Here is a 13,504-nt window from a genome sequence, read left to right as displayed (position 1 = left end):
GGTGAACGATCGGCACGTGGCGCTCATCAGCGCCTTCTACGACGCTCTGGGCCGCGCGGACTTCGCGGCCATGGAACGCTGCTACCACCCCGAGATCAGTTTCGGCGACCCCATCTTCCAGGAGGTCGAGGGCCGCGACCGGGTGATGGCGATGTGGCGGTTGCAGCTCGGCGTGCGCGACGGACTGAGATCCGCCTACCGCGACGTCCAGGCCGACGAGTTCAGCGGCTCGGCCCACTGGACGGCCAGCTACACCTTCTCCTCCACCGGCCGCACGGTCGTCAACGAGATCGACGCGCTGTTCAGGTTCGAGGACGACCTCATCGTCCGCCACCACGACGATTTCGACTTCAGGCGCTGGTCCAGAATGGCTCTCGGCAGGCCGCAGGGGCTGCTGTTCGGCTGGACGCCGATGTGGCGCAAGACCATCAGGGACCGGGCGACCCAGGAGCTCGACAGCCTGGTGTCCCCACAGTAAGTAGTCGACACGGCAACCGGAACGGAGGGTGCATGGCCAGGGTGAAGGGGTTCAGGCGCAGCGGTGACAACCGCGAGGAGGCGCCGGAGCACTCGATGGACCCGCGCGCCGCCGAGGAGCACCCCTACCGGCCCACCGTGATCGACAACGCCGTCTACCAGAACGGCGAGCGGGTCGACAACCCCGGCTCGCTCGCCGACGCCTTCGAACGACTCAAGCAGATGCCGGACAGCATGGCCTGGATCGGCCTCTACCGTCCGAAGGAGTGGGAGCTGGTCAAGCTCGCCGAGGAGTTCGAGCTGCACGAGCTGGCGCTGGAGGACGCGATCGTCGGCTCCCAGCGGGCCAAGGCCGACCGCTACGGCGACACGCTGTTCGTGGTGCTGCGCGCCGCCCGCTACCTCGACGACGTGGAGGAGGTGGCCTTCGGCGAGCTGCACGTCTTCGTCGGCCCCAACTTCGTGATCACCGTGCGCCACGCCGAGGCCCCCGACCTGCAGGGCGTGCGCAAGCGCATGGAGTCCGACCCCGACCTGCTGCGCCAGGGCCCGCAGGCCGTCCTGTACGCGATCCTCGACGCCGTGGTCGACGGTTACGCGCCGGTGGTGGCCGGGCTGCAGAAGGACATCGAGGAGATCGAGGTCGAGGTCTTCAGCGGCGACCCCTCGGTGTCGCGGCGCGTCTACGAGCTGTCCGGCGAGGTGATCGAGTTCCAGCGGGCCACCGCGCCGCTGGTGGGCATGATCCACGGCTTCATCGCCGGCGCCGCCAAGTACGGCGTCAACGACGAGCTGCAGAGCTACCTGCGCGACGTCGCCGACCACGCGATCACCGTGACCGAGCGCATCTCGGCCTTCCGCCAGATGTTGCAGAACATCCTGGTGGTCAACTCCACGCTGGTGACCCAGGCCCAGAACGCGGAGATGGCCCGCATGACCGAGGCCAGCATCCAGCAGGGCGAGGAGGTCAAGAAGATCTCCGCGTGGGCGGCCATCCTGTTCGCCCCGACGCTGGTCGGCACCATCTACGGGATGAACTTCGACTTCATGCCCGAGACCCACTGGGTGTTCGGCTACCCGTTCGCGATCCTGCTGATGGCGGCGGTGTGCATGGTGCTCTACATGGTCTTCAAACGCCGCGACTGGCTCTAGGGCCCGCCGCGGTCGGCCGTGGTCCGCTGCGGTACGCCGTGGTCCGCCGTGGTCCGCCGCGGGCGTTGGTCCGCGAAACTAACCACGTGGTAGGTTCTTGGGCGAGCCGGTGGAGGGCCGATCCCGCGGTCCCCCGGCCCGCATTCGCAGCCCGCGTGCCCCCAGACCCAGAAAGGCCGGCCGGTGACCGAACCGACGCCACGGCGAGGGAGCAAGGGCGAGCGCACGCGCGCCCGCATCCTCGACTCCGCCACGGAGCTGTTCTCCCGCTCGGGTTTCCACGCGGTGTCGCTGCGCGACATCGCCGCGCACGCGGGCCTGACCCACGCAGGGCTGCTGCACCACTTCCCCGGCAAGGAGAGCCTGCTCATCCAGGTGCTCAGCCGCCGCGACGAGGTCGACGGCGAGCTGATGGGCGGCCCCGACGACGGGCTCTCGCCGCAGGAGCTGCTCGACCGCGCGGTCGAGCAGGTCGCCAGGAACATGGGCACGCCCGGCCTGGTCGGGCTGTACGTGAAGATCTCCGGCGAGGCCGCCGATCCCGGCCATCCCGCCCACGACTACTTCGTCCAGCGCTACCGCAGGCTGCGCCGGCAGGCCGCGTGGCTGCTCGGCGCCCTGTTCGAACGCGCCACGCCGCCGCTCGACCACGATCCCGACGCCGTCGCCCAGCAGCTCATCGCGCTCGTCGACGGCCTGCAGACGCAGTGGCTGCTCGACCCGGACCAGGTGGACATGCGTGCCGCCGTCATCACCTTCCTCAAGCAACTAGGACTGCAGCCCAGATAACGAGGTGTTCCATGGCTCTTCCCCCCGACCTCACCACGGCAGAGAAGGCGTCGCTCACGTCCGGGAGCGACACCTGGCACACCACGGCGGTCCGCGACGCGGTGCCCGCGCTCACGCTGTCGGACGGGCCGCACGGCATCCGCCGCCAGCGCGAGGACGCCGGCGACGCGCTCGGCCTGACCCGCAGCGAGCCCGCCACGTGCTTCCCGCCCGCCGTGGCTCTCGGCTCCTCGTGGGACCCGGCGCTGGCCCGCCGGGTGGGCGCGGCGCTGGCCAAGGAGGCCGCCGCGCTGGGGGTGGACGTCGTGCTCGGCCCGGGGGTGAACATCAAGCGGTCGCCGCTGTGCGGGCGCAACTTCGAGTACTTCTCCGAGGATCCGTACCTCACCGGGGTGATGGGGGCGGCGCTGGTCACCGGCGTCCAGTCGCGCGGCGTCGGGGCCTGCGTGAAGCACTTCGCGGTCAACAACCAGGAGACCGACCGCATGCGGATCAGCGCGGACGTCGACGAGCGCACGCTGCGCGAGATCTACCTGCCCGCCTTCGAGCACATCGTCCGCGAGGCCCGCCCGTACGCGATCATGAGCTCCTACAACCGCGTCAACGGCGTGTACGCCTCCCAGCACCGCTGGCTGCTGACCACCCTGCTGCGCGAGGAGTGGGGCTTCGACGGCCTGGTGATGTCGGACTGGGGCGCGGTCAACGACCGGGTGGCGGCCCTCGAAGCCGGCCTGGACCTGGAGATGCCGCCCACCGGCACCGACGGCCTGATCGAGGACGCGGTGCGCTCGGGCCGCCTGCCCGAGTCCGTGCTCGACCTGGCGGCGGGCCGCGTGGCCGGGCTCGCCGAACGCGTCGCCGGCCGCGAGCGGCACGACGGCTGGGACGTCGACGAGCACCACGAGCTGGCCCGCGAGGCCGCCCGCGCCTCCGCAGTGCTGCTGAAGAACGACGGCGTGCTGCCGCTCGCCCCCGGCCTGCGCGTGGCCGTGCTGGGCGAGCTCGCCCGCACCCCGCGCTACCAGGGCCACGGCAGCTCGCACGTGGTGCCCACCCGCCTGGACACCGCGCTCGACGCGCTCGGCCGGGCCGTCGAGGGGCTGACGTTCGCCGCCGGCTACCGGCTCGACGGCCAGGCCGACGCCGACCTGGCCCGGGAGGCCGTGGAGAGCGCGGCGGCGGCGGAGGTGGCCGTGGTGTTCCTCGGCCTGCCCGAGGCCGCCGAGTCCGAAGGCTTCGACCGCACCTCGATCGACCTGCCCGGCGTCCAGGTCGAGCTGCTGCACCAGGTGGCCGAGGTGTGCCCGCGGGTGGTCGTCGTGCTGTCCAACGGCGGGGTCGTGTCGGTGGCCGGGTGGCGGCACCTCGCCTCGGCCGTCCTGGAGGGCTGGCTGCTCGGCCAGGCGGGCGGCGCGGCGCTGGCCGACCTGCTGCTCGGCACGCACAGCCCGTCCGGACGGCTCACCGAGACGATCCCGCTGCGCCTCGCCGACGTGCCGTCCCACCTGCACTTCCCCGGCTCCGACGGCCACGTCGTGTACGGCGAGGGCCGCTACGTCGGCTACCGGCACCACGACACGCTGGGCACCGAGGTCGCCTACCCCTTCGGCCACGGGCTGACCTACACCCGGTTCGAGTACTCCGACCTGGACGTGCACGAGACCGGCCCGCACACCTGGGACGTCGCCTTCACCGTCACCAACACCGGCGACCGCCACGGCCAGGAGGTGGCCCAGCTCTACGTCGCCTTCGAGGCCGAACATCCCTCGCGGCCCCGCCACGGGCTGCGCGCCTTCGCCAAGGTCGGCCTGGCCCCCGGGGCGAGCGAACGCGTACGGCTCACCCTCGGGCCGCGCGACCTGGCGCGGTGGTCGGTGACGCGCGGCGGCTGGCGGATCGACCCCGGCGCGTTCACCGTCGAGGTGGGCGCGTCGTCACGGGACATCCGGCTGCGCGCGGAGATGAGCACGCCCGGCGACGGATATGTGGGCGAACTGAGTGAGATGTCCACGCTGGGCGAGTGGCTGGCGCACCCGGTGGGCGGCCGGGTGCTGAAGGAACGGCTCCGGCAGGCCCCGGGGCTGCCCGACCTCGACCGGACCGATTCGCCGTTGGTGGGGCTGGCGCTCGGCATCCCGTTGATCAAGTTCCGCACGTTCGGCATCGGCCTGACGGCCGAGGTCGTCGCCGACCTCGTCACCGCCACCCGGAACGCCGTCCCAGGGGATGACCGTTAGGCCGTCCATCCATCCGTCCTCTTGGGCAAACCCCATGACCGTCCCCCCAAGAGGACGCACCCTCATCTCCCCCAGCAGCACCGCGCCCTCCACACTCAGCCTCGCCACCAGCGCTCGTCTCCCTTCACCTGACACCCACCCCAACACTTCCTCCTCGCCTCTATCCAACAAATAATGCGTTTAGTCTATTTATCATTACAAACTCCCCACCTCTAATTCATCAGCCCAGAGCCGAATTACGCGAGGGCCCCTTTTTCATTTCACCGACGCCGACGCGGCGGGCTAATATGCCATCGACCACCCCTCCCCCGCCCCCAAAGCGCAACGAAATCGGGTGATGATGGCGACGCAGCACGAAATAACCGCCGCCCGGCGTCACATCGAACGGCTGCGCGACGAACACGCCAACGACCTGACGGCCCTGATCCGTCTGGTGGACGGCGGCGCGCTCAAGGGCCCCGCCGGCGACAGCCTCGCCGCCGACCTGCGCACCTGGGACCACGGCTTCAAGGACCTCTTCACCCGGGCACTGAGGCTGCTCGACACACTGCACCCGTCCGAGCCCGCCTCATGACCCCTCCCGTGGGCATCGACCCCGCCCTGATGACCCAGCTCATCAACGGCATGAACCGAGCAGGCCGCACGCTCCCCGACATCGGCCTCCAAGTCGAACGAGCCCTCACCACCCTGGGCCTGTCCCTGTGGGGGCCGGCCCAGCTGTCGACCATCGGCCGCCAGTTGCACGACCGGATCCCCACACTCCAGGGCCGTCTCGACCTCATCCTCGCCACCCCGGACCGGCGCCCCGGCGAAGACGGCGTCCTGTGGGCCGACGAATCCCCATGGCTGTCGAAATCCCCCTCCGAAGGCACGGCCGCGGCCACCGCACTGGCCGCGCGACTCCGTGCAAAAATCGCATCCCATTCACTCGACGCAGAATCCGTCGCCGAACTCGAACGTCACAAGAACGACCCGTTCTTCGCCGTGGCCTTCCTCACCCTGATGCCGCCACGTGAACTCAAATCGCTCATAGCCCGCGCCTACTCCTCCGACCTCCCGCCCGGCGACCGTCCCCTCCTCTACGACACGGCCACCCAGGACAGGTTCCTCACCATGCTCAGCACCCTGCTGGGCACCGCCTCCCACGGCGTCGGCCGGATGCGCCTGGCCGCCGACTACGCCGACCGCCTGATCGAGGACATCGACCACCCCCAGGACGCGTTCGCCGTGAAAAGACTCCTCCAGGACGGCGACTTCGACCACACCTTCCTGCTCACCCTGGTCCGCAAGCTGCACGACCAGGACCTGGCCCATCCCCCCGACCTGTCCCTCCCCCGAGACCCCTGGACGCTCCCCGGCCCCAGAGACGTCTCCCCCGGCGACCTCAGCCCCATGGGCACCGCCCTGATCGCCCTGGCCCACCACCCCGCCGTGGCCCAGGACTTCTTCACCGACCCCGCTCGCAAACCCCTCGCGTACCTGATGCGCACCCACCCCTGGCTCGGCGACGCCGACGCCGACCTCGGCTGGGCCATCCAGGCCGCCACCACGGAGTTCCGCGACCACGACCTGCCACCGGGCGGATCACGCGGCTACAAGTCCGCCCTGATCGCCTCATGGGCGGTCCGCTTCTGGAGCGACCCCAAGGTCCAGACCAACCTCCCCTCCACCCGCCCCCACCTCGGCATCGTCCTCACCCAGTACATCGGCGACGTACACCGCGACGCCCAGTCGTTCACCGACAAGCGGCCCGGAGTGGAGGCAAGCGCCAATGCGGACAAGAACCTCCTCGGCGGCGACCCCTACGGCGCCAAGTTCAACGCCAAGGACATGAAGCAGGCCATGGCCTGGGCGTTCGAGGACGACGACGCCTTCCGGAAGGTGACCGCCGCGCACGGCCTGTACGCCGCCCGGATGCTGGACGAACTGGCAACCAAGATCGAATCGGAGGTCGAGGCGGATCTCACGGCGTGGCGCCGGGCGCATCCCGGCGCCACTCGGCGGCAACTGGACGCCGCACGGCAGGACATCCTCGAGGAGCGGATGAGCCGGAGTGGAGGCGCGGAGTTCGCCCGAGCGGCACGCGGCCTCAGCGTCACGACGTGGATGATCACCGATGCGGCCAACATCTCCGGCATCGAGAAGGCGAAGGCCGAAGACGCCCGCTTCTCCGCGTTCAAGGAGATGACGGAAGCGGTCGCCGGGCTTGCCCCTGGCCCTCCCGGCAAGTTCATCGGACTGCTGGTCGACACGGCCAAGGGAGAGCTCTTCGGCAAGATCAAGCCCAACCGGGAGGAACAGGCTCGCATGAACGCCGACGATGCGCTGGGGGCCGCCAAACACATGTTCTCGGACCTGACCGCCGCCACCATGATGCGCCACGGCTTGTTCGGGGACGGTTCCGTACCGGCCAGAACGCATCCGTACCGTCACAAGGACTTCTCGCCGGGGGCTGCCGGGCATTTCCTGGTCAATGGAGAGATCAAGCCTTGGGACGAAATGAACTCGGACCAGCGGGAGTCCTACGACGAGTGGCTGCATCTCAACGAGACCGGCCGCGTGTTCGACCGCCCGGACGCGGCCATCGTGCTCGGTTTCAAGGAGTCCGAGGCCAACTATCAGGAGCGAGATTCATGAGAATCTGGTCCTTGGTGACCTTCCTCAGCGCTCTCACGATGTCAGCATGTTCGGCCCCCTCTACTCTGCCGCCGGACAACCGGCCGCTGGGTGACGTGACCGCAACGCCCCAGGAATGCGACATGATCTCGGCGGACGCTATCAAGATCGCCACAGGTTTCAAGAACTACAGTGCCGTCGGCACGAAAATGGACAAGGGCCGTTTCGCGTCATGCTCCGTGGCCACGGATCTGACCGCAGAAGGCAAGCTGGGGCTCGTGATCGAAGTGTTCGATCCGTCGCCGGATGATGCGGAAGATCTGGAGAACACAAGACGATCCACCAATGGGACCGATCTTCCTTATGGTCTCGGGCCCGGTTTCGCCGCTCGACGGAAGAATGGTCAGGGTCAGAACATTGCGTTTGTCTACGGGTGGACGTCTGACTACAGGCGGCTGCTTACCGTGAACATCATCGAGGGGGCGCCGGGGAGGGATTCTCTGGCGGATGCGGTGGAGTTTTTTCGGCAGCTCAAGCCGTTGCTGCTCACCTCCCCTCGATAGTCGGTTGTCTTGTGGTGATCGGCGGCTGTCGGGGGCTTCTGGCGGGTCAGGTGGGGAAGTCGGTGAGGTGGGGTTCGGCTTCGGTTATGGATTGGCGGAGGTCGGTCAGGAGGGACGGGAGGCGTTCGGGGGTGTAGCGGGCCGAGGGGATCGAGATGGACAGGGCTCCTACGGGGGTGCCGCGGCCGTTGCGTAGCGCCGCTCCGATCGCCGAGACGCCCTGTTCCGTGCCGTCGAGGTTGAGGGCGTAGCCGCGGGGGCGGATCTCGTCGAGTTCGCGGAGCAGGGACGCGCGTTCCTGGTCGGGCAGGTCCTGGTAGAGGGCGGCGAGCTGGTCGCGGGGCAGCGAGGACAGCAGGACCTTGCCGCCGGAGGCGCGGTGGGCGGGCAGGATCGTGCCACGGCGGTCGCCGACGTACAGGATCTGCGGGGATTCGATGCTGTCCAGGAAGCGTACTTCGGTGCCCATCCTGACCATGAGGTTCACGGTCTCCCGGACGCGGGCGCACAGGGCCTCCATGGCCGGCCGGACGTGCGCGCGCAGCTCGCGCAGGGACGAGCCGCCGCCGTCGCCCGCCGCCGGGCCGAGGAAGGGGCCCGGCAGGTAGGCGTGGTGCTCGTCCTGGACGGCGAAGTCGCGATAGACCAGCATCGCCAGCAGGCGGTGCGCGGTCGAACGGGCGATGCCGAGCTCCTTGGCGACGTCGGTGACCTTGAGACGTCCTTGGTCACGCAGCATGTGGAGCAGGAGCAGCGCGTTGTCGACCGAGCCCAGGGGGTACGCGGGCTTGTTCTTCACAGCAGAACGCTAGTGCAGTACGCGGAATTACTCCCTAGCGTTGGGCAGCATGAATCCCGAGGAGGGGGGTACATGCGGGCCTCACCGCCGGGCATCCGTCCTGTTCTGGGATTAGGTCGGCGGCTTGATGCGTGTTCGTCCTGGGTCGGGGCGCGGGTGCGTGGGGGTGAGTGGAAGACGCTGCATCCGACGGTCCAGCGGGCGGGCGAGGTGGGGTGGGTGGGTGGGTGGCGAGCGTGGGGCTGTCGTGCCGGCCCACTCCGGTCCGGACGGTCCGCCGGGTGTCACCCCGGCCTTCGGGCGGGCATCCAGTGCCTGGGGCTGCTGTCGCCTGGGCATCGCCGCATCCGGGACGCGGTGGTTTCAGGCGCGGACCCGGTTCGAGTTGTTCTGTTTCTCCGACACGCCCGTCTGAGGGCCTGCACCAGTATCGAGAGGAGCTCGAGTGAAGCTCGCGACGCTGCGACTGCCGCGCCGTACGGCCGCCGTCCGGATCGACGGGGAGCACGCCGTTGAGGTCGGGGCGCCCGACGTCGGGATGTTGCTGGCCGATCCGCGCTGGCGGGAGGTGGCCGCCGCGGCGGACGGGGCGCGGCATCCGCTGTCCACGGCGGACCTGGCGCCCGTGGTGCCGGTGCCGGGGAAGATCATCTGTGTCGGGCTCAACTACCGCGATCACATCCTGGAGATGGGACGGGAGTTGCCGCGGTATCCGACGGTGTTCGCGAAGTTCGCCGAGGCGCTGATCGGGCCGTACGACGACATCGAGTTGCCCGCGGTGTCGGACTCCATGGACTGGGAGGGTGAGCTGGCCGTGATCGTCGGGGCGGAGGTGCGCGGCGCCTCGCGCGAGGAGGCCGAGGCGGCCATCGCCGGGTACTCGGTGCTCAACGACGTGACGGCCAGGGACTACCAGAACCGTACGGCGCAGTGGCTGCAGGGCAAGACGTTCGAGGGGACGACGCCGTTCGGGCCCTTCCTCGTCACGCCGGACGAGATCAGCGGGGCGATGACCCTGGAGTGCGAGGTGGACGGGGAGGTCGTGCAGCAGGCGGACACGGCCGGCCTGGTGTTCCCGCCGGCCGAGCTGATCGCGTACCTGTCACAGATCCTCACGTTGCGGCCGGGCGACGTCATCGCGACCGGCACGCCCGGAGGGGTGGGGCATGCCCGGAGGCCGCCGCGGTACCTGATGGACGGGAGCAAGGTCGTCACCCGGATCGCGGGGGTCGGCGAGCTGGTGAACACGGCTCGCCGCTTGACCTGACCCGGCCTCGCCGGACGCCGGGCCGACGTATTTCCCGGACCGCCCCGGGCCGGACCTGGTCTTTCTGGGTGCCGCGACGACGTTTCCTTCCCTGATCGCCTGTGCGCAGCCGACCTCGACCGTCGCCCGGTGCTGCCGGCGCCGTCGTGGGTGGCTGCCGAACTGCACGAGGGTTCGGCGGCGGGCGCAGGAGACGTGGTGCAGGGGCGGTCCCAGCGGACGGATGCCGGCGGTAGGGAGGGCGCGGTGCTCGCTGCAGGACGGTGTGCTCGGTGTGCGGGTCAGGGTGAAGGGTTCCATGGCGGGGGTAGGTGGGGGGCGGCTGGGGTGGCGGTGCCTGGGAGGATCACGGTCAGGACCTCGGCTGCGCTTCCTGACGTGATCGTCACCGCCTCCTCCGTGCGCAGGTAGCCGGTGGAGACGGTGGTGGTCCCCACCTCCATGCCCGTCGCGGGCCGCTGGAGCAGCGTGACCCGCCAGCCGCCGTCGCCGAGCACCACGGCGTCCGGCCGCCGCTCGACCAGCCGTAGCGCGGGGTCGAAGTGCCACAGGCTGCGCAGCGTCCCCGACGGCACCGAGTCGCGGACGGCCATCACGTCCTCGCCGTGCCCGACCAGGACGCGGCGGGTCCTGGTCACCCCGTAGGCGTCGTCGGCGAGCTCGAACTCCTGGCGTCCGGGGCCGAGGTCGGCGTGCACCAGGCGGGTGGCCGTGCCGGGACGGAAGTCCCCGTCCGGGACAGGCACGTTGTGGGCCTGCGGGGTACGGGTCCAGGCCGCGTACTCGGTGCGTTCGTAGGAGTGGAACCCGGCCTCGACCAGGATGCGGCGGCCCTGGGCGCTGTAGGTGACGCCGAGGTGGTCCTCGTGGCCGTGCAGGCGGCGGCCGGGGCCGAACCTGATCGAGTAGTGGGCCGAGCGGGGGTCGTCCCAGGCGGTCCTGCCGAAGACGTATCCGGCGTCGAAGACGCGTACGAGGGGGCCGTCGTGGGGGAAACCGGGGGCGCGGGTGTCGGCCGGGCTGTCGCCGATGGGGGTCAGGCAGCCGTCGGGCTGGGTGGCGTGCGCGATGTAGCCCTCCAGCGCGGTCCGGCGGCCGGCGAGGCGGGCTGGGGGCTCGGCGCCGCTCTCGCTGATCGCGCGCAGGGCCACGCCGAGACGGCGGTGCACGTACAGGCCGTAGCGGGGGGCCTGTTCGTGCAGCACGCCCTGGGCGTCGACGGCCAGTTCGGCCGATCCGGTCATCCTGCGTACGGCCAGGTCACGCCACTTGGCGCGGCCGAGGCGGCAGCCGATGAGCAGCAGCCCGATGTCCTGGTCCAGCCCGTGGTTGTGGCCCGCGCGGTAGAGCGCGGGGTCGGCCAGGACCTCGCCGTGCTCGGCCAGGCTCGCCCACAGCTGCGGGGTGCGCACGTGCTCGCTCAGGCAGACCAGCACGGGCGCGCGCAGGGCGACGGCGTGCTCGGCCCACGCCCACGGGCTCAGGTCGTGCCCGCCGCGCGGGTTCCGGCTGATCCACTGCGCGGTCACGTCGGCGGCGCGTTCCAGGCAGGCCCGCTCGCCCGTGCGCTCGTACGCGGCGACCAGCCGGCCCGCCCAGCGCAGCGTGTGCAGGTTCAGCGCCCAGGAGCGGTTGCCGTACGGGTCGGCGGTCCAGTCGATCTCCGTGCCGAGGTCGGCGGGTGGCAGGCCGGCGAATCGGACTCGTCCGTCCATCACCTCCGCGACGTCGGCGGCGGGGAACTGGTCGCTCAGGCAGATGGCCCTGCCGGTGGTCGTGCGGGCACGCCAGAACACGTCGCGGCTCCTGTTTCGGGGCGCGCTGAACTCGCCGCGCGGCGGTCACGCGCCTGCCGGGATGGGGTCAGTGCAGGTCGGGGGTCAGTGCAGGTCGGGGGCCTGGTCGGTCCAGCCTGCCGTGAGGACGATCTGCGAGCTGCCGGTCCCGCCCGCGTCGGCGCCGGCCAGGACCTGGGAGGTGGCCGGGTCGATGATCAACGTACGCCGGACGCCGGTGGGGAGCGGATAGCTGAACGCCTCCCCCGGACGGCCCAGCGGGTCGGCGCGACCGCCCAGGTAGCGGACGTCGGGCAGGTCGGCCAGCGCCCGGTAGGCGGCGGCGCGTACGGCGGGGGGTGACGGCTTGCTCCACAGCAGGCCGCTGAGCGCGTCGGCGAGCAGGCCCGCCGAACCGGCAGGCAACATGGCGGCCACCCGCTCCCTGAGCGCCGCGGGGTCGGCGGGCAGCTCCTGGATCTGGCGGAACGTCAGGTCGCGGCCCGCCATGGTGAACGGCGCCCGGCCCGTCACCGGGACGACCCGCCCACGCCCCGCACAGCTCTCCTCGGAGGCCGGCCCCGAGGGGGGCGCTGGGGTGGTGGCGCGGCCCGGGTCCGACGCGGAGGCGGCAGGGGGCGAGCTGGGGGCCAGGGTGGAGGTGATCGTAACGGTGGAGTCGGGAACCGGGGTGAAGGTGCAGGTCCAGGCTCGGCCGTCGCGGGTGGCCCAGAGCTCGGTGAGGCGGTCGCCGTCGTGCACCCGGCTGATGTGCCAGTAGGCCGCCTGCTGTCCGGAGGCCGCCGTACTGGCCGCCGCTAGCAGGATCGAGCGGCCCGGCACGGCGGGCGGCGTCCCTCTGACCAGCATGAGCGCCACGGCGAGCGCGGCGGCCGTGGCCGTGGCAAGGGAGAGCGCCGACAGCCGCGTCAGGCGCCGGCGGCGGCGTCCGGCCGCCACCCGCCGCCATACCCTGGCCTGGGCGTAGGGCGCGGGCGCCGGATGCCCGTACAGGTCACGCAGGGCTCGCAGGTCGTCACCGCCAGGAAACGAGCGCGGGTCGGGAGCGGGGCCGGACTGCTCGGGGACCGAGGACGGGCGCGGGTCGGGAGCGGGGCCGGACTGCTCGGGGACCGAGGACGGGCGCGGGTCAGGAGCGGGCCCGGACTGCTCGGGGACGGAGGAGGAGCGCGGCCCCGGGGCGTCGGAGGCGGGCGGGCGGGGGTCAGGCATGGGTGGCCTCCAGGACGTGCGTGCCGAGCAGGACGCGCAGCTTCCTGCGGGCCCGGCTGAGCCGCGACCCGACGGTCCCGTACGGGATGCCGAGGACGGTGGCGATCTCGTCGTGGCTCAGCCCGGCGAGCGCGACGAGCAGCAGCACGTCGCGGTCGCGCCGGTCGAGCTCGGCCAGGGCGGCGGCCAGGTCGGGACGCAGGCTCTGGGCGCTGACCCGCAGGGCGACGGCCTCCTCGTGGCCGGGCGCGTCGCCGTCGGGGCCGCAGCGGCCGAGCGCCCGCAGCGTGCGGGCCTCCAGCCGGCGCTGCTTGCCGATGAGGTTCGTGGCGATGCCGTAGAGCCAGGCGCGCACGCCCGCCCGCGACGGGTCGTAGTGCGCGCGCTTGCGGAAGGCGGTCAGGAAGGTCTCGGCGACGATGTCCTCGGCGTGGTCGGGGCCGAGCCGCTGCGCGACGTAGGCGTGGATCTCGCCGAAGTACCGGTCGAACACCTCCTCGAAGCGTTCGTCGAGCGTGCGCTCGCCGGGCGCGCGGGCGGCCCACGGCACCGCCGTCGCGATGGTCTCCCCCGTCATGTCCAGCCTCCGTGCGTCA

At 71.1% G+C, this 13,504-nt stretch carries 12 protein-coding genes; 8 read left to right on the top strand and 4 right to left on the bottom strand.

Annotated elements, in window-relative coordinates:
- The first annotated feature begins 1 nt into the window (after nt 1).
- The 7 genes from AB0J76_RS19135 (at nt 2) to AB0J76_RS19105 (ending at nt 7,834) form a co-directional block, all read left to right on the top strand.
- Nucleotides 2-478: a nuclear transport factor 2 family protein gene (locus AB0J76_RS19135; RefSeq protein WP_352320302.1), complete on the top strand. Its 477-nt coding sequence runs from the start codon at nt 2-4 to the stop codon at nt 476-478.
- Between the two features lie 32 nt (nt 479-510).
- Entirely contained in the window at nt 511-1,629 is a 1,119-nt protein-coding gene (locus tag AB0J76_RS19130) for a magnesium and cobalt transport protein CorA (protein WP_352320304.1), read from the top strand.
- 183 nt (nt 1,630-1,812) lie between these two features.
- Entirely contained in the window at nt 1,813-2,418 is a 606-nt protein-coding gene (locus tag AB0J76_RS19125) for a TetR/AcrR family transcriptional regulator (RefSeq protein WP_352320306.1), read from the top strand.
- 11 nt (nt 2,419-2,429) lie between these two features.
- Nucleotides 2,430-4,655, top strand: coding sequence for a glycoside hydrolase family 3 C-terminal domain-containing protein (locus AB0J76_RS19120; RefSeq protein WP_352320308.1), 2,226 nt, complete (start codon nt 2,430-2,432; stop codon nt 4,653-4,655).
- Nucleotides 4,656-4,992: 337 nt separating this feature from the next.
- Nucleotides 4,993-5,229 carry a hypothetical protein gene (locus AB0J76_RS19115; RefSeq protein WP_352320310.1) on the top strand — a complete coding sequence of 79 codons (237 nt, stop codon included), beginning with the start codon at nt 4,993-4,995 and terminating at the stop codon, nt 5,227-5,229.
- Entirely contained in the window at nt 5,226-7,292 is a 2,067-nt protein-coding gene (locus tag AB0J76_RS19110; protein ID WP_352320312.1) for a hypothetical protein, read from the top strand. Before AB0J76_RS19115 ends, AB0J76_RS19110 begins: the two co-directional genes overlap by 4 nt.
- Nucleotides 7,289-7,834 carry a hypothetical protein gene (locus tag AB0J76_RS19105; protein ID WP_352320314.1) on the top strand — a complete coding sequence of 182 codons (546 nt, stop codon included), beginning with the start codon at nt 7,289-7,291 and terminating at the stop codon, nt 7,832-7,834. Before AB0J76_RS19110 ends, AB0J76_RS19105 begins: the two co-directional genes overlap by 4 nt.
- Before the next feature lie 46 nt (nt 7,835-7,880).
- On the opposite strand, the gene AB0J76_RS19100 is transcribed toward AB0J76_RS19105, so the two are convergent.
- The gene (locus tag AB0J76_RS19100) at nt 7,881-8,633 is read right to left on the bottom strand and encodes an IclR family transcriptional regulator (RefSeq protein WP_352320316.1); all 753 of its coding nucleotides are present in this window, start codon (nt 8,631-8,633) and stop codon (nt 7,881-7,883) included.
- Nucleotides 8,634-9,078: 445 nt separating this feature from the next.
- Here AB0J76_RS19100 and AB0J76_RS19095 point away from each other — a divergent pair, with 445 nt between their 5' ends.
- On the top strand, nt 9,079-9,900 hold the full coding sequence (locus AB0J76_RS19095; protein ID WP_352320318.1) for a fumarylacetoacetate hydrolase family protein: 822 nt from the start codon (nt 9,079-9,081) through the stop codon (nt 9,898-9,900).
- Between the two features lie 281 nt (nt 9,901-10,181).
- Here AB0J76_RS19095 and AB0J76_RS19090 read toward each other — a convergent pair whose 3' ends face one another.
- From AB0J76_RS19090 to AB0J76_RS19080, 3 genes are all read right to left on the bottom strand, one after another.
- Nucleotides 10,182-11,696, bottom strand: coding sequence for a heparinase II/III family protein (locus tag AB0J76_RS19090; RefSeq protein WP_352320320.1), 1,515 nt, complete (start codon nt 11,694-11,696; stop codon nt 10,182-10,184).
- Between the two features lie 84 nt (nt 11,697-11,780).
- Nucleotides 11,781-12,908, bottom strand: a complete 1,128-nt coding sequence (locus tag AB0J76_RS19085) for a hypothetical protein (protein WP_352320322.1) — start codon at nt 12,906-12,908, stop codon at nt 11,781-11,783.
- On the bottom strand, nt 12,901-13,485 hold the full coding sequence (locus tag AB0J76_RS19080; RefSeq protein WP_352320324.1) for an RNA polymerase sigma factor: 585 nt from the start codon (nt 13,483-13,485) through the stop codon (nt 12,901-12,903). Before AB0J76_RS19080 ends, AB0J76_RS19085 begins: the two co-directional genes overlap by 8 nt.
- Nucleotides 13,486-13,504 lie beyond the last annotated feature (19 nt).

The sequence above is a fragment of the Nonomuraea sp. NPDC049624 genome (assembly GCF_040675255.1).
GTDB lineage: Bacteria > Actinomycetota > Actinomycetes > Streptosporangiales > Streptosporangiaceae > Nonomuraea.
Note: the sequence above shows the minus strand (reverse complement) of the source record. Positions and strands in the feature narration are given on the sequence as shown.

What these genes read in the sequence shown, in the direction of transcription:
- AB0J76_RS19105 (WP_352320314.1), top strand. Translation starts at nt 7,289, where the DNA reads ATGAGAATCTGGTCCTTGGTGACCTTCCTCAGCGCTCTCACGATGTCA.
- AB0J76_RS19115 (WP_352320310.1), top strand. Translation starts at nt 4,993, where the DNA reads ATGATGGCGACGCAGCACGAAATAACCGCCGCCCGGCGTCACATCGAA.
- AB0J76_RS19085 (WP_352320322.1), bottom strand. Translation starts at nt 12,908, where the DNA reads ATGCCTGACCCCCGCCCGCCCGCCTCCGACGCCCCGGGGCCGCGCTCC.
- AB0J76_RS19120 (WP_352320308.1), top strand. Translation starts at nt 2,430, where the DNA reads ATGGCTCTTCCCCCCGACCTCACCACGGCAGAGAAGGCGTCGCTCACG.
- AB0J76_RS19080 (WP_352320324.1), bottom strand. Translation starts at nt 13,485, where the DNA reads ATGACGGGGGAGACCATCGCGACGGCGGTGCCGTGGGCCGCCCGCGCG.
- AB0J76_RS19110 (WP_352320312.1), top strand. Translation starts at nt 5,226, where the DNA reads ATGACCCCTCCCGTGGGCATCGACCCCGCCCTGATGACCCAGCTCATC.
- AB0J76_RS19130 (WP_352320304.1), top strand. Translation starts at nt 511, where the DNA reads ATGGCCAGGGTGAAGGGGTTCAGGCGCAGCGGTGACAACCGCGAGGAG.